Raw genomic sequence first — 23,930 nt, 5'->3', positions numbered from 1 at the left:
CCTCACAGAGAGAAGAGAAGAACGGTCCGGGCAGGGGCCAGGTGTTCGGGCAGGAGAGGGCGAGGAGGCCCAGGGCGCTGCCTTGCCGCTTCCTGACCACGAGGGTTCTAGGCCACCGGGCCGAAGCCGGACTGGCGTGCGGGGGTGCGCCTGGTCGCGGAGGTGGGGCGGCGGCGACCTCGGGAGGTGGCGCTGCGCTTGGGGCGTTCGACCACCGGTGCGGTGATGACCACCGGGATGCCGGACGGGGCCTGGGCGCCGGTGATCCGGCTCAGGGCCTCGTCGCCCGAGCGGACCTGGGTGGTCTGCGGCCGGATTCCGGCGTCCGACATCAGACGGACCATGCCTCGGCGCTGGTTCGGCGTGACCAGGGTGACGACGCTGCCGGACTCACCGGCGCGTGCGGTACGGCCGCCGCGGTGGAGGTAGTCCTTGTGGTCGGTCGGCGGATCGACGTTGACGACGAGGTCGAGGTTGTCGACGTGGATGCCGCGCGCCGCGACGTTGGTCGCCACCAGCACGGTGACGTGCCCCGTCTTGAACTGCGCCAGCGTGCGGGTGCGCTGCGGCTGCGACTTGCCGCCGTGCAGCGCGGCGGCCCGCACCCCGCTGTCGAGGAGGTCCTGGGTCAGCCGGTCGACGGCGTGCTTGGTGTCCAGGAACATGATCACGCGGCCGTCACGGGCGGCGATCTCGGTCGTGGCGGCGTGCTTGTCGGCGCCGTGGACGTGCAGGACGTGGTGCTCCATCGTCGTGACCGCACCGGCCGACGGGTCGACCGAGTGCACGACGGGGTCGGTCAGATAGCGGCGCACCAGGAGGTCGACGTTACGGTCCAGGGTGGCGGAGAACAGCATCCGCTGTCCCTCCGGGCGCACTTGGTCGAGCAGCGCGGTGACCTGGGGCATGAACCCCATGTCGGCCATCTGGTCGGCCTCGTCCAGCACCGTGATGCCCACGTGGTTCAACCGGCAGTCGCCGCGGTCGATGAGGTCCTTGAGCCGCCCCGGTGTCGCGACGACAACCTCGGCTCCACCGCGCAGCGCGCCGGCCTGCCTGCCGATGGACATGCCGCCCACCACCGTGGCCAGCCGCAGCCGCACGGAGCGGGCGTACGGGGTCAGCGCGTCGGTCACCTGCTGTGCCAGCTCACGCGTGGGGACGAGGATCAGCCCCAGCGGCTGGCGGGGCTCGGCACGCTGGCCTGCGGTGCGGGCGAGCAGGGCGAGGCCGAAGGCGAGGGTCTTGCCGGAACCGGTGCGCCCGCGGCCCAGCACGTCACGGCCCGCCAGGGAGTTCGGCAGCGTCGCTCCCTGGATGGGGAACGGAACGGTCACACCCTGCCGCCGGAGTTCGGCCAGGAGCTGCTCGGGCATGTCGAGATCGGCGAAGTCCTCGACGGCGGGCAGCGCGGGGGTGATCGTCCTGGGCAGCGCGAACTCACCCTGCACCGCGGCGGGCCGACGGCCGTAACCGCCGGAGCGGACGGGCCCGCCGGTACGGCGCGGTGCCTGCGAGCCGTAGCCGCTGCCGGCCCTTCCGGAATCGGTACGGCCGTCACGGGTGCGGGCGGGGCGGTCGTTCGTGTACGTGCGGTTCATGCGGAACCTTCCTCGATGTGGCGCATATCAAGGAATTCCCGCCGCGATGAACGGCACGGAGAATTACAAGTATGGACCGGTGACAAGAGACAGCAGATCTGGCCGACCGAAATCTTTTCCGGAGGGGCGCAGGTGCTGAAATGGGTGACGCGAGGGGGACCTTGCGATCCGGGCGCCGGCTATTCTCCGGGCGTCCCGCGGGTGAAAACCACTGCGGGATACGCGTGCAGCTGGGGCCCGCACCCCGGAGGATGCGGGCCCCAGCTACAGATGGTGCGTGAGCGTCAGGCAGGAACGATGTTCTCGGCCGTCGGGCCCTTCTGGCCCTGCGCGATGTCGAAGGTCACCTTCTGGCCCTCGAGCAGCTCACGGAAGCCCTGCGCGGCGATGTTCGAGTAGTGGGCGAACACATCGGCGCCGCCACCGTCCTGCTCGATGAAGCCGAAGCCCTTTTCCGCGTTGAACCACTTCACGGTACCAGCAGCCATGTCATATCTCCTTTGGGGCAGTGCATCGGCGTCCGCACCGTGCGGACGCCGTGTCGCCGCGATGATCACCCCGCCCGGAAATGACCGGAAATACAAAAGTGCTCCCGGTCGGCAGAAGCCTGGCGGGGGCACTTGAAGTTTCGGGAACCACAACTGCAACTGAGATCGACAGTAGCACGCCGGAACGGCCCGTGCACGCTCAAGAATTCCACTCCGCTCTTCGCGGCAAAAAACTCCCGCTGCACAGCCCTCCAAAACTGATCCATGGGGAACAGATATTGTGGATTTCGCCCGGGGAATCCATCAGATCCGGACGATGCGGGGCTCGGCCGAGAGCTGAGCGGGACCGGCCGCGCCCCGTACGGCAGCAGGGCCCGGACCGCGCGTCGCGGTCCGGGCCCTGCCCCGTGCGGTGCCGCCCTGCGGCGGCGGTGCGTCAGCTCTGTGCGGTGTCGTCGCCCGTCTGACCGGCGCCCTCGGCCGCGCCTGCCTTCTCGCGCATCTTGCGCACCAGCTCGGCCTTCTGCTCGGCGGCACCCTGGCGGTCGAGGTTGCGGTGCGGACCGTTGTTCTGCCGTTCGGCGCGGGACAGCCTCTTGCGCTTGCCGCCGCCCATGCCCACGGGGTTGTTGATGTTCTTGCTCACGGGTTCTCCCGGAATGAAGTGAAGTAATCTACGGATTCATCGGTGGGGGACGGGCGCGGCGACGTCGGAGGACATCAGCAGGGGCCCGTCACGCTCTCACTCGTAAATCGGCGTCGGGAAGAACATGACCGAGACGTTACCCGGTTCCGCCGGCCCCGCACACCAGCTTTTCCGCCGTCCCGTGTCGACCGGTGCCGGGTGGGACCGCTCTACCCGACCGCCATCCGCCCGGCGGCCACCCGTGCAGGCGCGTTCCCGCAACACGCTCGTCGTCGGCGGCCTGCCGCGACTCACGGGCACCGCGGGCGGACCGCTCGTGCGCAGCGCCTGGAGGGCCGGCTGAGACGCCCTCCTGGGTCATTCGGCTTCCGTTGTCGCGATCACCATCAGCTTGGTCACCTTCCCGTCGTCGCCGGTCACGTCCCGTACGTGCCGGAAGCCCAGGCGGCGGCACAAGGCCAGGCTGGCGGCGTTGTCGGCTCCCACCATGCCGTAGGCCTCCTTCAACCCGAGGTTGTCGGCGGCGTGGCGCAGCAGGCCGTGGACCGCTTCCGTGCCGAGACCGCGACCCCAGTAGGGGGGTGCGAGGGCGGCGATCAGCTCGTGCCCGTCGACGTTCCCGGTCTTCTTCACCTCGGCGTGCCCGACGAAGACGTCCTCCTGCCACAGGCCCCACACGTCGAACAGGCGCTGAGGGTAGACGTCCTTCAGGATGGCGCGGAACAACGTGCGGATGTCCGCCTCGGGCACGCGTTCCTGGCCCATCCAGCGGCAGACCTCCTCGTCGCGCAGCAGGGCCACGAAGGCGTCCTCGTCGTCGGGACGATACGGGCGGAAGGTGAGTCGTGCGGTGTGCAGGACCGGTGTCATGAGGGCTCCGTGAGATGGGTGGGCAGAAGGGCGGACCGGGCCGGGGCGCGCTGCCGGTGAGGCGCGCCCCGGCCCGGTCCCGCGTGACCGCGCGTGGGCGGGTCAGGCTTCGGCGTTCTCCATGCGCTCACGCAGGCTGCGCGGGCGCATGTCGGTCCACACCTCGTCGACGTAGGCGGAGCACTCGGCCTCGGTGCCCTCCTTGCCCACGGGCTGCCAGCCGGCGGGGACCTCGATGCCGGCGGGCCACAGCGAGTACTGCTCCTCGTCGTTGCGCAGCACCTGGTAGCGGGTGTTCTCGTCCATGTCTGTCGGCTCGCTCTCTTTGTTCGTGACGGGTGACGTCGGTTCGGGTCGGTCGTGCGGTGACGGCGGTGGGGCCCGGCCCACGGGGCGGGGCGTCATCGGCGGTCGCGGGCGTGGTGGGCGATGTGGCGCAGGGCGTGGGCGAAATCCTCGGCGACCTGGCGCACGGTGTCGGTGGCGTGCAGGGCGGGCCGGTGGTGCCAGGTGAAGGACAGCCGGCCGCGCTGGACGGCGCCGACGATCTCCAGCGGGTGGGAGCCGCTGTCGCGCGGGTCGTGGTGGCGGCCGAACGAGCCGTGTTCGGCGCGTACGAGGCCGTCCCCGGGGTTCTCCGGGCGGGCGTCCCACTGTCCGAGGTAGTTGAAGACGACCTGCCCGTGGGCGGCGCGGCCCAGGCGCTCGCGCACCTCGGGAGGGCCGAAGGTGCGCAGCGCGCCGAAGCCGAGGCCGTTGCCGGGTACGGCGCGCAGCTGGCGGCGCACCGACTTCACCAGGGTCCGCCAGTCGCGGGCGGGGCCGAGGTCGGCCGGTTCGGGCACCTGGAGGGCGACGGGGTGGACGGTGGTGAACCAGCCGACCGTGCGGGTCAGGTCGACATCGTCGAGGACGTCCTCACGGCCGTGTCCCTCCAGGTCCAGGCGGACGTCCTCGCGGCCGGTCCAGCGGGCCAGGGCGAGGGCGAGGGCGGCGAGCAGCACGTCGTTGACGCGGGTGCGGTAGGCGGTCGGCGCGGCGCGCAGCAGTGCTTCGGTGTCCGCCTCGTCCAGTTCGACGGTGAGCGTGCCGACGGCGCCGGTGTCGGGGCCGGCCGCCGGTTCGGCCGGGAGGGGTTCGGTGTCCACCGCGCGTTCCCAGTAGGGCAGTTCGTGGTCCAGGGCGCCGGAGGCGACGTGTGCGGCGAGGCCCCGGGCCCAGTCGCGGAAGGAGGTGGTGCGTTCGCCCAGGGTCACGGGTTCGCCCTGGGCGGCCTGCCGGTAGGCGGCCTCCAGATCGTCGCGCAGGATGCGCCAGGACACGGCGTCCACGACCAGGTGGTGGCCCACCAGGAGGAGGAAGTCGGGCCGGTCGGCGGCGCCGGTGAACAGGGCCGCCCGCAGCAGCGGGCCACGCGCGAGGTCGAAGCCGGTGTGCAGCTCGTCGGCGGCCTTCTCCATCGCCGCGTCGGCATCCGTGGACGTCAGTCCGCCGAGGTCGTGACGGGTCAGGAGCCCGTCGCGGTCGGTGTCGGCCGCTGGTGGGTTGTACTGGCGCCAGCCGTCCCGGCCCGCGGTGAACCGCATGCGCAGGGCGTCGTGGTGGTCGAGCAGGGCGTTGAGGGCCGTTTCGAGGGCGGTGGCGTCCGCGCCGGGGGCGAGTTCCACTAGCAGGGACTGGTTGAAGTGGGTGTGGCTGGCGCGCGGGCCGGTCAGGAACCATTCCTGGATCGGGGTGAGCGGCACCTCCCCGCTCACCGCCTCGTCGCCGGAGTGCCGGGGTGCGGTGGTGACGACGCCGGCCAGCTCGGCGACGGTCTGGTGGGTGAACAGGTCGCGGGTGGTCACGTGCAGCCCGTCGCGCCGCATCCGGGAGACGACCTGCATGCTGAGGACGGAGTCGCCGCCGAGGTGGAAGAAGTTGTCGTGCGCCCCGACGTCGGCCACGCCGAGGACGTCGGACCAGATGCGGGCGATGCGGCGTTCGGTGTCGGTGCGCGGCGGGGTGTGCGGCCCGGTGGCGGTGTGGGCGGGCCCGGGTTCGGGCAGCGCGTTGCGGTCGGTCTTGCCGTTCGGGGTGAGCGGCAGCTGGGCCAGCGGCACGAACGCCGAGGGGATCATGTGCGCCGGGAGCAGCCCGGCGAGGTGGTCGCGCAGCTCGGGGACCGGCAGGGTCTCCGGGGTGCCGTCGGCGGGGACGACGTGGGCGACCAGCCGTGCGCCGGAGCGGCCGTCCGGGTCGCTGCCGCCGGCGCGTACGGTGACCACCGCGTCGCGCACCAGCGGGCTGCCGCGCAGCGCGCTCTCGATCTCCCCGGGTTCGATGCGGAAGCCGCGCAGTTTGAGCTGGGCGTCGGCGCGTCCGGCGAAGCGGAGTTCGCCGCTCGCGTCCCAGCGGGCGCGGTCGCCCGTGCGGTACATGCGCCCCCCGGGGGCGCCGAACGGGTCGGCGACGAAGCGGGACGCGGTCAGGCCGGGCCGGTGGAGGTAGCCGCGGGCCAGGCCGGGTCCGGACACGTAGAGGTCGCCGGTGACGCCGGGCGGGACGGGGCGCAGGGCGGCGTCGAGGACGTGGACGCGGGTGGCGCCGGCCGGGCGTCCGATGGGCGGTGCGCCCGTGCCCGGGGTGAGCGGGCCGGTCCAGGTGGCGACGACGGTCGCCTCGGTCGGGCCGTACGAGTTGATCATCCGTCGGCCGGGGGCCCACCGTTCGACGAGGTGGGCGGGGCAGGCCTCGGCGCCGACGATGAGGGTGCGCAGGTGCGGCAGGGCCTCGGCGGTCCCCGGGTCGACCGTCGCGAGGGCGGCGGGCGGAATCAAGGTGTGGCTGACGCGCCGCCCGGCGAGGACCTCGGCGAGGCGCTCGCCGACGAGGGGGCCCTCCTCCCCGGTGAGCAGGGTCGCGCCGCTGAGCAGGGACACGCACAGTTCCAGCACGGAGGCGTCGAAGCTGGGTGAGGCGAACTGCAGGACCCGGTCGCCGGGTCCCGCGTCGTAGCGGTCGGCGGCCGAGGCGGCGAAGGCGGCGAGGCCGCGGTGTGTCACCGTGACGCCCTTGGGGGTGCCGGTGGAGCCGGAGGTGTAGATCACGTACGCCGGGTGGTCGACGGTCAGCGGGGCCGTGCGGTCGGCGTCCGTGGGCGCGGTGTCCGGGCCGTCGGCGTCCCATACGGCGGCGGGGTCGTCCAGGACGAGCCGGGCGCCGGCGTCGCGGAGCATGAACTCCCGGCGCTGCTGCGGGTAGTCAGGGTCGACGGGCAGGAAGGCGCCGCCGGCCTTGGTGACGGCGAGCTGCGCCACGACCGTCTCGGCGCTGCGGGGCAGGGCCAGCGCCACGATCCGCTCGGGTCCCACGCCCCGGGCGATGAGGTGGTGGGCCAGCCGGTTGGCGGCGCGTTCCACGTGCGCGTACGTCAGCTCCCGGCCGTCGGCGTCGGCCAGGGCGACGGCGTCGGGGGTATGGGCGGCCTGTCGTTCGAACAGCTCGGGCAGGGTGGCCGCCGGGACGGGGCGGGCGGTGGCGCGGCCCTGGTCGAGCACGGCCTTGAGCGTCTCGTCGGTGGCGAGCGGCAGGGCGCCCAGGGGCCGGTCGGGGTTCTCGGCTACGGCGGTCAGGAGGGTGCCGAGCTGGTCGGCCATGCGTTCGGCGGTGGCCGCGTCGAACAGGTCGGTGTTGTAGGTGAGGACGCCGTGCAGTTCGCCGGTGCCGGTCTCGGCGAACTCCAGGGTGAGGTCGAACGCGGCGTGCCGCAGCTCGGTGTCGATGTCGCCGGCCTCCAGGCCGGGCAGGTCGAGGGCGGCGGCCGGGGCGTTCTGGAGGACCACCATGACCTGGAACAGCGGGGTGCGGCTGGTGTCCCGGACCGGCTGCACCTCGTCGACGACCTGCTCGAACGGGGCCTCCTGGTGGGCGAAGGCGTCCAGGACGGTCCCTCGGACCTCGTCGAGGAACTCGGGGAACGGGCGGTCGGGTTCGACGCGGGAGCGCAGGACGAGGGTGTTGACGAAGAACCCGACGAGGTGCTGGACCTCGGCACGGTCACGGCCGGAGGTGACCGTGCCGATGGTGATGTCCTCGCCGCCGGTCAGCCGGGCCAGGTAGGCCTGGGCGGCGGCGACCAGCGTGGTGAACAGGGTGGCCTGCCGGTCCCGGCCCACCCGGACCAGGCGGCGGGTCGTGTCGCGGGGCAGGACGAGCCGTACGGAGGCGCCGGGGTGGGTGCGCACCGCCGGGCGGGGCCGGTCGGTGGGCAGGTCCAGCGTCTCCAGCCCGGCCAGGTGCTCCTTCCAGTACGCGAGGTGGTCGTCGGTGCCGCGCCCGCGCTGCCAGTGCGCGTAGTCGGCGTACTGCACCGGCAGCGGCGGCAACGTGCCCGTCTCCGCGCCGAGTTCGGTCCGGTAGAAGTGGGCGAGGTCGCCGGTGAGCACGCCGGTGGACCAGCCGTCGGTGACGATGTGGTGCAGGGTCAGCGTCAGGACGTGCTCGTCGTCCGCGAGCCTGAGCAGGCCCGTGTGCAGGAGCGGGCCGCGCCGCAGGTCGAAGGTGCGGGCGCGTTCGGCGTCCAGCAGCTCCGCGAGCCGGGCGTCGCGTTCCCCGTCCGGGAGCGCCGACAGGTCGTGCAGGGTCAGCGGCACGTCCCCGGCCGGGTGGACGATCTGCACGCCGTGGCCGTCGACCGCGTCGAAGGTGGTACGCAGCGCCTCGTGCCGCTCCACCAGCGCGTGCAGCGCCGCGGTGAGGGCGGGCACGTCGAGCCGGCCGCGCAGCCGCAGGGCCAGCGCGGTGACGTACTCGCCGCTGCCCGGCGCGAACTCCTCCAGGAACCACAGGCGTTGCTGGGCGTACGACATGGGGGCGGGCGTGTCCCGGGTGACGGGGACGATCGCCGTGGGCGCGGTGTCGCCGGGGCGTTCCTCGGTGAGCAGGGCGGCGAGGGCCTCGGGGGTCGGGTGGGTGAACACCGCTCGCGGGGACAGTTCGGTGCCGAACGCCTCGGACAGGCGGACGGCCAGCCGGATGCTCAGGATCGAGTCGCCGCCCAGCTGGAAGAAATCGTCCCGCACGCCGGGGCGCGGCACGGACAGGACGTCGGCGAAGACCTCCACCGTGCGGCGCTCCGCGTCGGTGCGCGGCTCGACCGGTGTGCCCTCGGACGCGCCGCCCGCGGGCTCCGGAGCGGGCAGAGCCGCCCGGTCGACCTTGCCGTTGCGGCTGAGCGGCAGCGCGGGCAGGACGACGAACGCCGACGGCGCGAGGTAGTCCGGCAGGGAGCGCCGGGCGAACTCCCTCAGGGCGGTGACGTCTTCGGTGCCGACCACGTAGGCCACCAGGCGGCGGCTGCCGGGCCGGTCCTCGCGGGCCAGCACCGTCACGTCGCTGACGGCGGGGTGCGCGGCGAGGACCGCCTCGACCTCGCCGGGTTCGACGCGGAAGCCGCGGATCTTCACCTGGTCGTCGGCGCGGCCGAGGAACTCCACGGTGCCGTCGGGGAGTCGGCGGGCCAGGTCGCCGGTGCGGTACATACGACTGCCGGGCGGACCGGCCGGGTCGGCGAGGAAGCGGGCCGCGGTGTCGCCCGAGCGGCCCAGGTAGCCGCGGGCCACGCCTTCGCCGGCGAGGTACAACTCGCCCGGGCAGTCCGGCGGCACGGGCCGCAGCCGGCCGTCGAGGACGTGCACGCGCATGTCGTCGAGCGGGTGGCCGATGGGCACGGTGTCGGGGACGGTGACTGCGTCGGTGAGCGCGAAGGACGTGGCGAACGTCGTCGTCTCGGTGGGGCCGTAGCCGTCCACGACGGCCAGGCCCGGGCAGGCGGCCAGGACGCGGCGTACGGCCGCGGCGGGCACGACGTCGCCGCCGGTCCACACCTGGCGCAGGCCGGTGAAGCAGTCCGGTGCGTCCTGCGCGAGGAGCCGGAACAGGCCGGCGGTCAGCCACAGCGCGCTCAGGCCGCTGTCACGGACCAGTCGCCGCAGCAGCGCGGCGTCCAGCGGCCGCGAGGGTGCCACGACGACGCAGCCGCCGGTGAGCAGCGGAGCCCACACCTCGAAGGTGGCGGCGTCGAAGGCCACCGGGGAGTGCAGCAGCACCCGTTCGCACACGCCGCCGGTGAAACGGCTGTCGGTGGCGAGGGCCGCCACGTCACGGTGGCGTACGGCGACGGCCTTCGGTTCGCCGGTCGACCCGGAGGTGAACATCACGTAGGCGAGCCGGTCGGGGTCCGCCGGTGCGGCGACGGGTGCGCCCGGCACGGGAGCGCGCGCGGCGGTGACGTCCTCGGCGGTCAACTCGGTTGCCACGCCCGCGCGTTCGATCAGGGTGCGGCGCCGGTCCTCGGGGGCGCGGGCGTCCACGGGCACGTAGGCGCCGCCCGCCTTGAGGACCGCGAGCTGGGCGACGACGAGTGCGGCACCGCGGTCCATGAGCAGGGCCACCCGGTCCTCGGCCCGCAGTCCGCCGGCGAGGAGCCGGGAGGCCACCGCGTCGGACCAGGCGTCCAATTGACGGTACGTCAGCTCCGTGTCGCCGTCGCGCAGCGCGGGTGCGTCGGGGGTGCGGCGGACCTGCTCGGCGAACAGGTCGACGGGGCTGCGCGGCTCCGCCGGGCGGACGGCGGTGTTCCACCGGTCCAGCACGGCGCGGTCGTCCTCGGTCAGCGCTTCCAGGCCGGTGACGTCCGCGTCGGTCTCCAGGGCGTCGGCGAGGGCGCGCAGGACGACCGTGAGCCGGTCCGCGAGGCGGTCGGCGGTGTCCGCGTCGAAGAGGCCGTCGTCATAGGCGAGGTCGAGGCCGAGCCGGTCGCCGAGGTGGGCGCGCAGGCACAGCGGGAAGGTGGGCGCGTCCTCGGCGCGCACCTCCTCGACCTGTACGCCCGTGCGGGCCGTGGCGGACTCGTCGACGGGGTAGTTCTCGAACACCACCATGCTGTCGAACAGCGGCTCGCCGGGCGGTGTCTCGCTCAGCGCCTGGATGCGGGGCAGGGCGAGGAAGTCGAAGCGCCGGGTGTCGCTCTGGCGCTCCTGCACCGCGCGCAGCCAGGCCACCGCTCCCCCGCCCGCGACGCTGATGCGGGTGGGCACGGTGTTGATGAACATGCCGATCATCGACTCCACGCCGGGCAGTTCGGCGGGGCGTCCGGAGACGGTGGTGCCGAACACGACGTCGTCGCGGCCGCTGTGACGGGCGAGGAGCAGCGCCCAGGCGCCCTCGATCACGGTGTTCACCGTGAGCCCGGCCCGGGCGGCGCTCTGCCGCAGCCGCGCCGACAGGTCCTCGTCCAGCCGCCGGTGGGTCAGGGCTGCGGCGCGGGCGCGGTGCTCCTCGGCCGGCGTGCGGTCGTACGGCAGCGGGGTGCGGTCCGTGAACCCGGCGAGGGTCTCGGCCCAGTGGGCCTCGGCGGCGGTCTCGTCCTGGTCGTGCAGCCAGCGCAGGAAGTCGGCGAACGGGCGCCTGACCGGTGCGGGGGCCTCCCGGCCGCCGGTGAGGGCGGCGTAGCGCTCGCACACCTCGGTGAGGAGCTGTCCGGTGCTCCAGCCGTCCAGGATCAGGTGGTGCGAGGACCACAGCAGCAGGACCTCATCGTCGGACAGCGCGGCCAGGGTGACGCGGGTGAGCGGTGCGGTGGTCAGGTCCATGCCCGCGGCCCGGTCGGCGGCCAGGAGTTCCCCGGTGGCCGCCTCGCGCTCCTCGGGCGTGAGGCGCCGCCAGTCCAGGTGGGTGACGGGCAGTTCCACGCGCCGGTGCACGACCTGCACCGGGTGCGGCAGGCCCTGCCAGTGGACACTGGTGCGCAGGGCCTCGGTACGGTCGGCGACCTCTTGCCAGGCGGCGGCGAAGCCCTGCGGGTCGCTCACCCCGGACAGGCGCACGGCCACGCGGTCGGAGTAGGCGCCCTCGGTGTCCACCAGGCCGTGGAAGAGCATGCCGGCCTGCAGCGGTGTCAGCGGCAGCACGTCGGTCACGTGCCGTCCGTCGCCCACCAGGCGGTCCAGCTCGCTCTGGGCGAGCCCGGCCAGCGGGAAGTCGGACGGGGTGCGGCCACCCGCGTCCGGGCGGGCGCAGTGGGCCGCGATCTCGCGCAGCGCCGCGCACATCTCCTCGGCGAGCGCGCGGACGGTGGACTCGTCGTAGACGGCCGGCGGGTAGGTCCAGCCGAGTTCGAGCCGGCCGCCCTGCACCACGCCGGTGATGTCCAGCAGGTAGGGCCGGGGGGCGTCGGGGTCGGTGTCCGAGCCGGCCGGGGGCAGGGCCGCGCCGTACAGGCCGCTGCCACCGCCGTCGGCGTCCCACTGGCCGTGGTAGTTGAAGCCGACCCGGGGCGCCGGGGCGCCGGCCAGGGGGCTGTCGGGCAGCAGGTGGCGCAGCGCGCCGTGGCTCAGCCCGTGCAGGGGCACCGCGCGCAGCTGCTCCTTGACCGAGCGCAGGGTGTCGTGCCAGCCGGCGTCGGGGGTGACGGTCAGCGCGAGGGGGAACTCGGCGGTGAACCAGCCGACCGTCCGGGACAGGTCCAGGTCGTCGAAGAGGTCCTCGCGGCCGTGGCCCTCGACGCCGACCAGCACGCTGTCGCGTCCGCACCAGCGGGCCAGGGTGCGGCCGAGGGCGCTGAGCAGGACGTCGTTGACCTGGGTGCGGTAGACCTCCGGGACCTGCCGCAGCAGGGCCTCGGTGATCTCCGGCTCCAGTTCCACGGTGACCGTGGCGGCGGTGCCATGGGTGTTGGGGCCGGACCGGCCCGCGGGCAGGTCGGCGGGGGCCTCGGCGGTGCGCCGCCAGTGGTCGAGGTCGCCGTCGAGGGCGCCGGAGCGGGTGTGGGCCTCCAGGCGGGCCGCCCAGTGGCCGTACGCGGTGGTGGCCGGGGGCAGCTCGACGGGGTGTCCGGCGGCGGCCTGCCGGTGGGCGGTCTCCAGGTCGGCCAGCAGGATGCGCCAGGAGACGCCGTCGACGGCCAAGTGGTGCACGAGGAACAGCAGTTGGGCGGGTGCGTGCGGGCCGCGGTCGAGGAGCAGGACGCGTACCACCCGGCCCTCGGTGGGGTCGAGGGCGGCGCGGGCCTCGTCCGCTAGGCGGGCCGCCTCGGTCTCCAGGGCGGGGCCGTCGAAGCCGGTCACGTCGTGCCGGGTGACGGTGCCGTCCGGGACGCCGGGCAGGACCTCCTGACGCCAGCCGTCCTCGTGGCGGCGGAAGCGGGTGCGCAACGCCGGGTGGTGGCGTACGAGGGCGTCCACGGCGGTGCGCAGCACCATCAGGTCGGTGCCGGGGGCGAGTTCGAGGCGCTGCGACATGGTGAAGCGCAGTGGGTCGCCGGGGCTGCGGTCGTCGAGGTACCAGTGCTGGATGGGGGTGAGCGGCGCCTCGGCGGGGGCGGTCGTGTCGGTGGTGACCGGCGCCGACTCGGTGACCCGCAGGGCGAGTTCGGCGACCGTCTGGTGGCGGAAGACGTCCTTGGTGGTCAGGGCGAGTCCGGCCTGGCGGGCCCGGGAGACGATCTGGATGCTGAGGATCGAGTCGCCGCCGAGCGCGAAGAAGTTGTCGCGCGCGCCCACCCGTTCGACGCGCAGGACGTCGGCCCAGATCGTGGCCAGTGTCTGTTCGGTGCCGGGGCGAGGTGCCACGTAGACGGCGGTGGTGTCGGGCTGCACGGGCGGGGCGGGCAGGGCGCGCCGGTCGGTCTTGCCGCTGGTGGTGCGCGGGATCCGGGTCAGCGGCACGAACGCCGCCGGCACCATGTGGTCCGGCAGGGTGCGGCGCAGCGCGAGGCGCAGTTCGTCGGCGGACGGGGCGGTGTCCCCGACGGGCACCAGGTACGCCACGAGCATCAGCCGGCCCGCGTGCTCGCGTGCCGTGACGACGGCGTCGGTGACGTCCGGGTGGGCGAGCAGCGCGGCCTCGACCTCACCGGGCTCGATGCGGAACCCGCGGATCTTGATCTGTTCGTCGGCGCGGCCGAGGAACTCCAGCACTCCCTCTTCGTCGCGGCGGGCGCGGTCCCCGGTGCGGTACATCCGCTCCCCCGGCGCGCCGAACGGGTCGGCGAGGAACCGCGTCGCGGTCAGCCCGGGGCGGTTCAGGTAGCCGCGGGCGACCTGCGCACCGGCGAGGTACAGCTCGCCGGGCGTGCCGGGCGGCACCGGGCGCAGGGCGCCGTCGAGGACGTAGGCGCGCAGGTTGGCGCCGGGGCGTCCGATGACCGGCCTTTCCGGGCGGTCGGTGACGCGGCCGTAGGTGGCGTCGACGGTGCACTCGGTGGGGCCGTACATGTTGTAGGCGGTGACGCCGAGTTGTGCGGCAGCGGACAGTTCGCGCCAGGTGTCGGGGCCCGTCGCCTCGCCGCCGACGAGGAGGACGCGGGGGTGGTGGCGGCCCGGTGCGAGGAGTCCCGCGGCGAGCAGTTCGCGCAGGAACGACGGGGTGACGTTGACCAGGTCGAGGCGCCGCTCGGTGACCTGCGCGCAGAACGCCTCGGGGTCCAGGCGTACGTCGTCGTCGACGAGGTGGACCTCCTGGCCGAGGGCGAGCAGCAGCGGCCCCTCCCAGGAGGTGTCGAAGGAGAACGAGGCGCTGAGCGCGGCGCGCAGCCGCACTCCGTCCGCGGTGTGCGGGGCGACGAGCCCTGCGCGGTGGTCGTGGCAGAGGTTGACCAGCTGGCGGTGTTCCACGACGACGCCCTTGGGGCGGCCGGTGGAGCCTGAGGTGTAGACGATGTAGGCGGCGTGGTCCGGGCGCAGGGGGGCCGGGCGGTCGCTGTCGGTCGGGTTGTGGCCGGGCAGCCGGTCCCAGGGAGCGGCGCGCAGCGTGTCGGCGGTGAGCACGGTGTGCGGGGCGGCGTCCGCCAGGAGCCCGGCGGCGCGTTCGGCGGGCAGGTCGGGGTCGAGGTAGAGCAGGGTGGCGCCGGCCTTGGCCACGGCGAGGACCGCGACCATCAGCTCGGAGGTGCGCGGCAGCCGGACGGCGACCACCCGCTCGGGGCCGGCGCCCAGGGCCACCAGGTGGTGGGCGAGCCGGTTCGCGCGCTCGTTCAGGGCGGCGAAGTCGAGGGTGGCGTCCCGGGCCACCAGGGCGGTGGCGTGCGGGGTGCGGGCGGCCTGCGCCTCGAACAGGGCGGGGAAGGTGGTGTCCGGGACGGTCAGGAGCGGTCCCTGGCCGTCGTGCAGCACCCGCCGCCGTTCGTCGGCGGCCATCAGCTCCAGTGCCCGTACGTCGCGGTCCGGGTCCCGCACCGCCGCTTCCAGCAGCAACCGCAGGCGGGCGGCCAGGCGGCGCACGGTGTCCTCGTCGAACAGGCCGGTGTTGTACTCCAGGTGGCCGGTGACGCCGCCGTCGCCCTCCACGAAGTCGAAGGCCAGGTCGACGGTGGCGTGCCGGACCGGCGGCAGCACCGGTTCGGCGTCCAGGCCCGGCAGCGCGGGTGCTTCGGCGCCCAGGTTGTGCAGGGCGACCATGACCTGGAACAGGGGGGTGCGGCTGGTGTCCCGCTCGGGCTGGAGGGCGTCCACCAGCCGTTCGAAGGGCACGTCCTGGTGGGCGAACGCGTCCAGGACGGTGCCGCGCACCTGCTCGAGGAGCGCGCGGAACGACGTGCCGGGCCGCACCTCGTTGCGCAGCACCAGCGTGTTCACGAACATGCCGACGACATCGTGCAGTTCGGACCGCTCACGGCCCGCGGTGACGGTGCCGACGGCGAAGTCGTCCTGGTCGGCCCAGCGGGACAGCAGGACCGTGCACGCGGTGAGCAGGGTCATGTAGAGGGTGGCGTCGGCCTCCCGGCCCCGCTCGCGCAGCCGGTCGGTCAACTCGGCGGGCAGGGTGAAGGTCACGAGCGCGCCGTCGCGGGTGCGTACGGCAGGACGCGGCCGGTCGGTCGGCAGCTCCAGGGGCGGCACGCCGGCCAGCTTCTCGCGCCAGTGGGCGAGTTGGCGCTCTACCTGGTCGGTGCGGGCGCGCTGCCAGGTGGCGTGGTCGGCGTACCGCACGGGCAGGCCGGGGAGTTCGGGGTGGCGGCCCTCGGTGGCGGCCGCGTACAGCTCGCCCAGGTCCCGGCCGAGGACGCCGAGCGACCAGCCGTCGGTGACGATGTGGTGCACGGCGAGGGCCAGCACGTGCTCGTCGTGCGCGGTGCGGGCCAGGCGGGCGCGCAGCAGGGGTCCGGTCGCCAGGTCGAAGGGCGTGGCGGCCTCGCGCTCCAGCAGCTCGTCCAGTGCGGCGCGCGGATCGGGGGCGGCGGTGAGGTCGTCCACGGTTAGGGCGGCCGGGTGCGGTGGGTGCACCACCTGCCGGGGCTGCCCGTCCTGTTCGGTGAAGGTGGTGCGCAGGGCCTCGTGGCGGGCGACGAGTCCGTCCAGGGCGGTGCGCAGGGCCCGCTCGTCGAGCGGGCCGCGCAGGCGCAGCACGGACAGCGTCGTGTAGTCGGTGCTGCCGGGCTCGAACCGGTCGAGGAACCACAGGCGTTGCTGGGCGTACGACAGGGGCGCCGGGGTCTGCGGGGCGGTCGCCGGGATCGCGTCGGCGGGCGGCGCGGAGGGCTCGCCGGCCGGTTCGCCCAGTTCGGCGGCGAGCGCGGACAGCGTGCTGTGGGTGAACAGCAGGCGCGGGGAGACGTCGGGCCCGAACGCGGCGCGCAGCCGGGCGGTGACACGGACGGCGAGGATGGAGTCGCCGCCGAGCGCGAAGAAGTCGTCCCCGGCGTACACCTCCTCGACCCCGAGGACGTCCGACCAGGCGGCGGCGACGGCCTGTTCGGCGGGGGTGCGCGGTGCGGTCCGTTCGGTGTCGGCGGCGTAGCCGTCCGCCGTGGGGGCGGGCAGGGCCCGCCGGTCGAGCTTGCCGTTGACGGTGAGCGGGAGGGCGTCCATCGGGACGTAGGCGGCGGGCACCATGTGGGACGGCAGCAGCCGTTCCAGGTGGGCGCGCAGCTCGGCCGCCGGGGGTGTGGCGCCGCCGGTGCCGACGACGTGCGCCACCAGACGGCGGGTGCCGGAGGCGTCCTCGAACACGCCGACGGCGGCGTCGGCGACCCCGGGGTGGGCGTGCAGGGCGGCCTCGATCTCGCCGGGCTCGATGCGGTAGCCGCGGATCTTCACCTGGGCGTCCGCGCGGCCCAGGTACTCCAGGGTGCCGTCGGGCCGCCACTTCGCCCGGTCGCCCGTGCGGTACATGCGGCTGCCGGCCGGGCCGAACGGGTCGGCGAGGAACCGGGTCGCGGTCAGGCCGGGGCGGCCCAGGTAGCCGCGGGCCAGGCCCTCCCCCGCCACGTACAGTTCACCGGTCGCGCCCGGCGGCAGGGGTGCCAGGTCGGCGTCCAGCACGTACACCCGGAGGTCGGGTATGGCGACGCCGATGGGGCTGGCGGGGCCGTGCGCGGCGGTGGCGGGGTCGAGCGGGGCGTGGGTGACGTGCACGGTGGTCTCGGTGATGCCGTACATGTTCACCAGGCGCGGCGCGTCGGCCGGGTGCCGGGCCCACCAGTCGGTGAGCCGGCCGACGTCGAGGGCCTCACCGCCGAAGATCACGGTGCGCAGGGCGAGGCGGGCACTGGTGTCGGGGTGTTCGGCGTCGGCGCGGACGAGCGGGTAGAACGCGGACGGCGTCTGGTTGAGGACGGTGACCCCTTCGTCGGCCAGCAGCCGCAGGAAGTCCTCCGGGGAGCGGGCGGTCCCGTCGGGTACGACGACGAGCCGGCCGCCGTGCAGGAGCGGGCCCCACAGTTCCCACACGGAGAAGTCGAACGCGTAGGAGTGGAACAGCGTCCACACGTCGTCCGGGCCGAACGCGAACCAGGGTCGGGTGCGGGTGAACAGCCGCACCACGTTGGCGTGCGGGATCACCACGCCCTTGGGGCGGCCGGTGGAGCCGGAGGTGTAGATGGCGTAGGCGGGGCTCTCCGGCAGGGGGCGGCGGGCCGGGTCGGGTCCTGTGGCCGGGCGCCGGGCGAGGTCGGCCTCCACGTCCGGGTCGTCGAGCAGGACGACGGGCACACCGGTGCCGTCGAGGCGGGCCGCGGTGTCACGGGTGGTCACCAGGGTCACCGGGGTGGCGTCGGTGACGAGGTGGGCGATGCGTTCGGCGGGCGAGTTCGGGTCGATCGGCAGGTAGGCCGCGCCGGACTTCAGCACGGCGAGCATCGCGACGACCTGGTCGGTGGAGCGGGGCAGGGCGAGGGCCACGAACCGCTCGGGTTCGGCGCCGAGTTCGGCGAGCCGGTGGGCGAGCCGGCCGGCGCGGGCGTCGAGGGTCGCGTAGTCCAGGTGCTCGGTTCCGCAGGTGACGGCGATGGCGTCGGGGGTGCGGGCGGCCTGCGCCTCGAACAGGTCCACCAGTGTCTCGGCGGGGCGGCCGGACTCGGTGCCGTTCCAGTCCGTGAGGATCCGGCGCCGTTCCTCGGCCGTCGTCCACGTCAGGGCGCGCAGCGGCCGGTCGGTGCCGTCGGCCAGCCCGGTGAGGAGCAGGCACAGCCGGCCGGCGAGGGCGCGGACGGTCGCCGCGTCGAACAGGTCCGGGTCGTAGGCGAGGTCGAAGCCGAGTCGCTCGCCGTGGTAGGCGCGCAGGACGAGCGGGTAGTTGGTGGCGTCGCGGGAGGTCACCTCGGCCAGCCGGATCCCGGACCCGGCCGTGCGGGCCTCGTCGAAGGGGTAGTTCTCGAAGGCGACCATGCTGTGGAAGAGCGGACTGCCGGACGGCACGTCGCTCAGCTGGGTCAGCTCGGCGAGCGATACGGCCGCGAACCGCCTCGACTCGGCCTGGGCGTCCTGGAGTTCACGCAGCCAGGTCCCGGCGGGACGCCCGGCGTCGACGCGGACCCGGGTGGGCACGGTGTTGATGAACATGCCGACCATCGACTCGACGCCGGGCAGGTCGTCGGGCCGCCCGGAGACGGTCGTGCCGAACACCACGTCGTCCTGGGCGGCGTAGCGGGCCAGCAGCAGGGCCCAGGCGCCCTGGACGACCGTGTTGAGGGTGAGTCCGGCCGCACGGGCGGTGCGCACGAGACGGGCCGACGCCTCCGCGTCCAGACCGGCCGTGTGCACCTCCGCGGAACGGGCCTGGTGGGCTTCGCGCAGGGGGCGGTCGGTGGGCAGCGGGGTGGGTTCGGCGAACGCGGCGAGGACGCCCTGCCAGTGGGCGCGCGCGGCGTCGGGATCCTGGTCGGCCAGCCAGCGCACGTAGTCGCCGAAGGGGCGCCGCAGCGGCGGCCGGAGCTCGGTGCCCGCGGTGAGCGCCGCGTACTCCTCGCACACCTCGGTCAGCACCTGGGCCAGGCTCCAGCCGTCCAGGATCAGGTGGTGGGAGGTCCACAGCAGGTGCAGCCGGGCATCCGGCAGCCGGACCATGGCCAGCCGCAGCAGGGGCGCGGCGGCGAGGTCGATGCCCCGGGCCAGGTCGTCGGCACGCAGCCGGTCCAGGCGTTCGGCGCGGTCCGCCTCGTCCAGGTCGCGCCAGTCGAGATGTGTGACCGGCACCCGCACGTCACGGCGCACGACCTGGAGGGGTACGGGCACGTCCTCCCAGACGACGCAGGTGCGCAGGGCGGGTGTGCGGTCGGTGACGCGCTGCCAGGCGACGGCGAACGCGTGCGGGTCGGCGACGCCGTCCAGGAGCAGGCCCGCCTGGTCGACGTAGACGTCGTCGGGGCCGCCGACCAGCCGGTGGAAGAGCATGCCCTCTTGCAGTGGGGTCAGCGGCAGGACGTCCTCCACGGCCCGGCCGTCGCCGACCAGCCGGTCCAAGCGGTCCTGGTCGAGGCGGGCCAGCGGGAAGTCGGAGGGAGTGCGGCCGCCCGCGCCGGGCCGGGCGCAGTGCTCGGTGATCGCGGCGAGCGCGCCGGTCATGCCGTCGGCGAGGGCGCGGACGGTGTCCTCGTCGTGCACCTGGTCGCTGTAATGCCAGGTGATCCGCAGTTCGCCGTCGGTGACCACGGCGGAGACGTCCAGCAGGTGGTCCAGCGGTGTGTCCGGAGCGATGTCGCGGCCGGGTGCCTCGCCCGCCGGGGCGAAGTCGCCGCCGTCGGTGGCCTCCCACTGGCCGTGGTAGTTGAAGCTGATCTGCGGCAGCGGCACGTCCCGCAGGGCGCGGGCGGCCGGGTCGGGCGAACCGAGGCGGGCCAGGGCCTCGTGGCTCAGGCCGTGCCGGGGCACGGACCGCAGCCGTTCCTTCACCGCCTTGAGGGTGGCGCCCCAGTCGGGCGCCCCGGACGGTCCGGCGGGCGCGAGGGTGACGGGGTACTGGGCGGTGAACCAGCCGACCGTGCGGGACAGGTCCAGCGTGTCGTCCTCGCGGCCGTGACCCTCCAGCAGGACGGTCACGCGCTCGCCGCCCGTCCAGTCGGCGAGGACCCGGCCGAGCGCGCCGAGCAGCACGTCGTTGACCTGGGTGCGGTAGACGGCGGGCACCCGGCGCAGCAGCGCCTCGGTGGTGGCGCGGTCCACACGGGTGTCGAGGGTGCGGACCGAGCCGGCCAGCGGGGTGCCGGGGCGGTCCACGGGCAGCGGAGTGCGGGGCTCGGCGGCCTCGGCCGTCCAGTGCGGCAGGTCGGCGTCGAGGCCGCCCTCGCTCACCCGGCGCGCGAGGTCCGCGGCCCAGTCGGTGAACGGCGTGGCGACGGGCTCCAGCCGGACCGCCTCTCCCCCGGCGGCCTGCCGGTAGGCCTCGGCGAGGTCGGCGAGCAGGATCCGCCAGGAGACGCTGTCCACCGCCAAGTGGTGTGCGGTGACGAAGAGTTGGGGGCGCTCGCCGGTACGGGTGAACAGGGCGGCACGCAGCAGGGCGCCGGTTGCCGGGTCGATCGCGGCACGGGCGGTCCCGGCGGCGCGTTCGCGCTCGGCCGCCGGGTCGGCGGCGTCGGAGAGGTCGTGGCGGGTGAGCAGGCCGGTGGCCGGGCCCTCGCCGGGGTGCTGGAGCCAGGTGTCCCCGGAGCGGGCGAAGCGGGTGCGCAGCGCCGGGTGGTGGGCGGCCAGCGCCTCCAGGGCACGCTCCAGCGCCGGGGCGTCGAGGTCGTGCGGCAAATCCAGCAGCATCGACATGGTGAAGTGCCGCAGCGGGCCGTGGGTGGCGAGGAACCACTCCTGCACGGGGGTCAGCGGCGCCGGGCCCCGCTCGGCGGCGCGGCGGGGCGCGGGCACCTGCGCCGTGCGCACGGACGCGGCGGCGGCGAGGTCGGCGACGGTCTGGTGGCGGAAGACGTCCCGCGAGGTCAGGTGCAGCCCCGCCGCGCGGGCGCGGGAGACGGCCTGGATGCTGAGGATGGAGTCGCCGCCCAGCTCGAAGAAGTTGTCGGTCACGCCGACCCGGCGCGCGCCCAGCACCTCGGCCCAGATGTCGGCGAGGGTCTCCTCCTCGGGGGTGCGCGGGGCGACGAACTCCCGCTCCCGCTCGGCACCTTCGAAGTCGGGGGCGGGCAGGGCACGCCGGTCGACCTTGCCGCTGACGGTCATGGGCAGGGCGTCGAGCGCGGTGAAGGAGGACGGCACCATGTGGTCGGGCAGCACCCGCCGTACGGCGGACCGTACGTCGCCCGCGGCGGGCGGCGCGTCGGGGTCGGCGGGAACGAGGTGGGCGGCGAGCCGGACGTGGCCGTGCGGGTCGGTGACGGCGACGACCGCGGCGGCGGCGACCTCGGGCAGGTCGGTCAGGGCCGCCTCGACCTCGCCGGGCTCGATGCGGTGGCCGCGCACCTTGACCTGGTCGTCGGCGCGCCCCAGGTAGTCCAGGCGTCCGTCGGCGCTCCAGCGGGCCAGGTCTCCGGTGCGGTACATGCGGGTGCCGGGCGGGCCGAACGGGTCGGGCAGGAACCGAGCGGCCGTCAGTCCCGGCCGCCCGCTGTAGCCACGGGCCAGTTGCACACCGGCCAGGTACAGCTCGCCGCCGACGCCGGGCGGCACGGGCCGCAGCCGGTCGTCGAGGACGTAGGCGCGCACGTTGGGCAGCGGCCGGCCCACGGTCGGCCGGCCCTCGCCCTCGATGCGGCAGGCCAGCGCGTCGACGGTGCACTCGGTGGGCCCGTAGAAGTTGTAGGCGGCCACGTCCCGCCGCGCCGCCAGTTCCCGCCACAGGGCGGGTCCGACGGCCTCGCCGCCGAGCATGAGGACGCGCGGGTGGTGGCGTGGGTCGTCGAGCAGTCCGGCGGGCAGCAGCTGGCGCAGGTAGGTGGGGGTGAGGTCGAGGAAGTCGACGCGGTGCTCGACGACGTACTCGACCAGGGCGGCGGCGTCCAGGCGGGTCGCCTCGTCGACCAGGTGCAGCGGGTGGCCGTCGGCCATCAGCAGCACGCCTTCGAGCGAGGTGTCGAAGGAGAACGACGCCGTGAGCGCCACGTTCAGCGGCCCGCCGCCGGCCTCGGCGACGAACCCTTCGCGGTGGCCCGCCAGGAGGTTCGCCGCGGACCGGTGGGTCACGGTCACGCCCTTGGGGCGGCCGGTGGAGCCGGAGGTGTAGATGACGTAGGCGGTGGTGTCGGGGTGCGGCGGGGCGAGCGGACCATCGGTGGTGTCGTCGGCCTCCCGCAGGGCGGCCTCGTCGAGGACGAGCGCGGGCCGCGCGTCCTCCAGCAGGAACCGCACCCGGTCCTCGGGCAGCGCCGGGTCGAGGGGCAGGTAGCCGGCGCCGGCCTTCCAGACGGCGAGGATCGCCACGATCATGTCGGCGGTGCGCGGCAGTCGCAGGGCGACCAGGCGCTCGGGTCCGGCTCCCCGCGCCACCAGGTGGCGGGCCAGGCGGTCGGCGCGCGCGTCGAGCGTCGCGTAGTCCAGGCGTACGTCGCCGGCGACGAGGGCGGTGGCGTGCGGGGTGCGGGCCGCCTGCCGGGCGAACAGCTCGGGCAGGGTCTCCTCGGGCACCGGGCGCGCGGTGGCGTTCCATTCCCGCGTCACCTGCCGCTCCTGCTCGGGCGAGAGCAGGGGCAGGGCGCCGAGCGGCCGGTCGGGGCCGGCGGCGGCGCCGTCCAGGGTGCGCAGCAACTGGTCCGCCATGCGCTCGGCGGTGGCCGCGTCGAACAGGTCGGTGCGGTACTCCAGCAAGCCGGTCAGCCCGTCGCCGTCGGGCACGAACTCCACGCTCAGGTCGAAGGTGGCGGCCCGCCGGGGCACGGCGACCGGGGAGGCGGTCAGGCCGTGCGGGTCGGGCGCGGTGGGCGGCGCCGGGTGCAGCAGGACCATCACGTCGAACAGGGGGTTGCGGCCCGCCTCGCGGGTGGCGCCGACGGCCTCCACCAGCCGCTCGAACGGCGTGTCGGCGTGCGCGAAGGCGTCGTTGACGGTGTCGGCGGCGGAGGTGAGCAGGTCCCGGAAGGTGCCGCTCGTCTCGACGCGGGTGCGCAGGGCGACGGTGTTGACGAAGAACCCGACGGCCCGCTCCAGGTCGGTGCGTCCGCGCCCGGGGGTGAGCGAGCCGACGGTGATGTCGTCCTGTCCGGACCAGCGGGCCAGCAGGGTCTGGCAGGCGGCGACCAGGGCGGTGAACAAGGTCGTGTGCTGCTCGGCCGCGAGCTGCTTCAGCCGGGCCGTGGTGGCCGCCGGGACGGTGAAGGTGTGCACCGCGCCCGCGCCGGACTCCTCTGCGCGGCGCGGCCGGTCCAGCGGGAGTTCGGGGGCGACCGCTCCTGACAGTCTCTCCTTCCAGTGCGCCAGCTGACGCTCCAGCCGGGTGCCGGACAGCTGCTCGCGCTGCCAGACGGCGAAGTCCGGATACTGCGTGGCCACCGGCGCCGGGGCAGGGCTCGTGCCCTGGGCGAGGGCGTCGTAGGCGGTGCACAGCTCGTCGAGCACGACGCCCATGGACCAGCCGTCGGTGACGATGTGATGGGCCGTCAGCAGCAGGACGTGCGCGTCGGGTGCCTCCCGCAGGAGCAGGGCGCGCAGCAGTGGCCCGGCCTCCAGGTCGAAGGGCCGCTCGTACTCGGCCAGCAGGGCCGCCTCCAGGTCGGCGCCGGCCGCACCCGTGAGGTCGTGCACGGGCATCGGTAGGGGCCCGGCGGGGTGGACGGTCTGCGCGGGGGTTCCGTCGTGCTCCTGGAACGTGGTGCGCAGCGCCTCGTGCCGCCCCACCACGTGCTCCAGCGCGGCGGACAGGGCGGTGCGGTCGAGGGCACCGGTCAGGCGCAGCGCCACGGCGCTGTTGTAGCGCGGGTCGCCGGGGCGCAGCCGGTCCAGGAACCACAGGCGCTGCTGGGCGAAGGACAGCGGCAGCGGCCGGGTGCGGTCGGCGCGCGGGATGCCCTGCCGGGCCGCGCCGGGGGCGCCCGCGGCGGCCCGTCCGGCCAGCCGGCGGCGGAGTGCTTCCTGGAGGTCCTGCGGGAGGGCCTCGGCACGGTTTCGCTTCGAAGACGTCATGGTCGTCCGG

The 23,930-nt window shown here is 74.6% G+C and carries 6 protein-coding genes; all 6 read right to left on the bottom strand.

Translation table 11 applies throughout. The features are described 5' to 3' along the window. Window positions 1–107 precede the first annotated feature (107 nt). Window positions 108–1,601, bottom strand: a complete 1,494-nt coding sequence (locus AC0665_RS12555) for a DEAD/DEAH box helicase (RefSeq protein WP_478704962.1) — start codon at window positions 1,599–1,601, stop codon at window positions 108–110. Between the two features lie 284 nt (window positions 1,602–1,885). After that, a complete protein-coding gene (locus tag AC0665_RS12550; protein ID WP_023586116.1) occupies window positions 1,886–2,089 on the bottom strand; it encodes a cold-shock protein in 204 nt (67 codons plus the stop codon). A 436-nt stretch (window positions 2,090–2,525) separates the two neighbouring features. Next, on the bottom strand, window positions 2,526–2,735 hold the full coding sequence (locus tag AC0665_RS12545) for a DUF6243 family protein (protein WP_468404457.1): 210 nt from the start codon (window positions 2,733–2,735) through the stop codon (window positions 2,526–2,528). Window positions 2,736–3,092: 357 nt separating this feature from the next. Next, the gene (locus AC0665_RS12540; RefSeq protein ID WP_468404455.1) at window positions 3,093–3,605 is read right to left on the bottom strand and encodes a GNAT family N-acetyltransferase; all 513 of its coding nucleotides are present in this window, start codon (window positions 3,603–3,605) and stop codon (window positions 3,093–3,095) included. Window positions 3,606–3,707: 102 nt separating this feature from the next. Continuing rightward, the gene (locus AC0665_RS12535; protein WP_468404453.1) at window positions 3,708–3,911 is read right to left on the bottom strand and encodes an MbtH family protein; all 204 of its coding nucleotides are present in this window, start codon (window positions 3,909–3,911) and stop codon (window positions 3,708–3,710) included. Window positions 3,912–4,006: 95 nt separating this feature from the next. Next, complete coding sequence (locus tag AC0665_RS12530; RefSeq protein WP_478704961.1) at window positions 4,007–23,920, bottom strand: non-ribosomal peptide synthase/polyketide synthase; 19,914 nt, start codon at window positions 23,918–23,920, stop codon at window positions 4,007–4,009. Window positions 23,921–23,930 lie beyond the last annotated feature (10 nt).

Source organism: Streptomyces sp. NPDC043685 (assembly GCF_056436585.1).
Note: the sequence above shows the minus strand (reverse complement) of the source record. Positions and strands in the feature narration are given on the sequence as shown.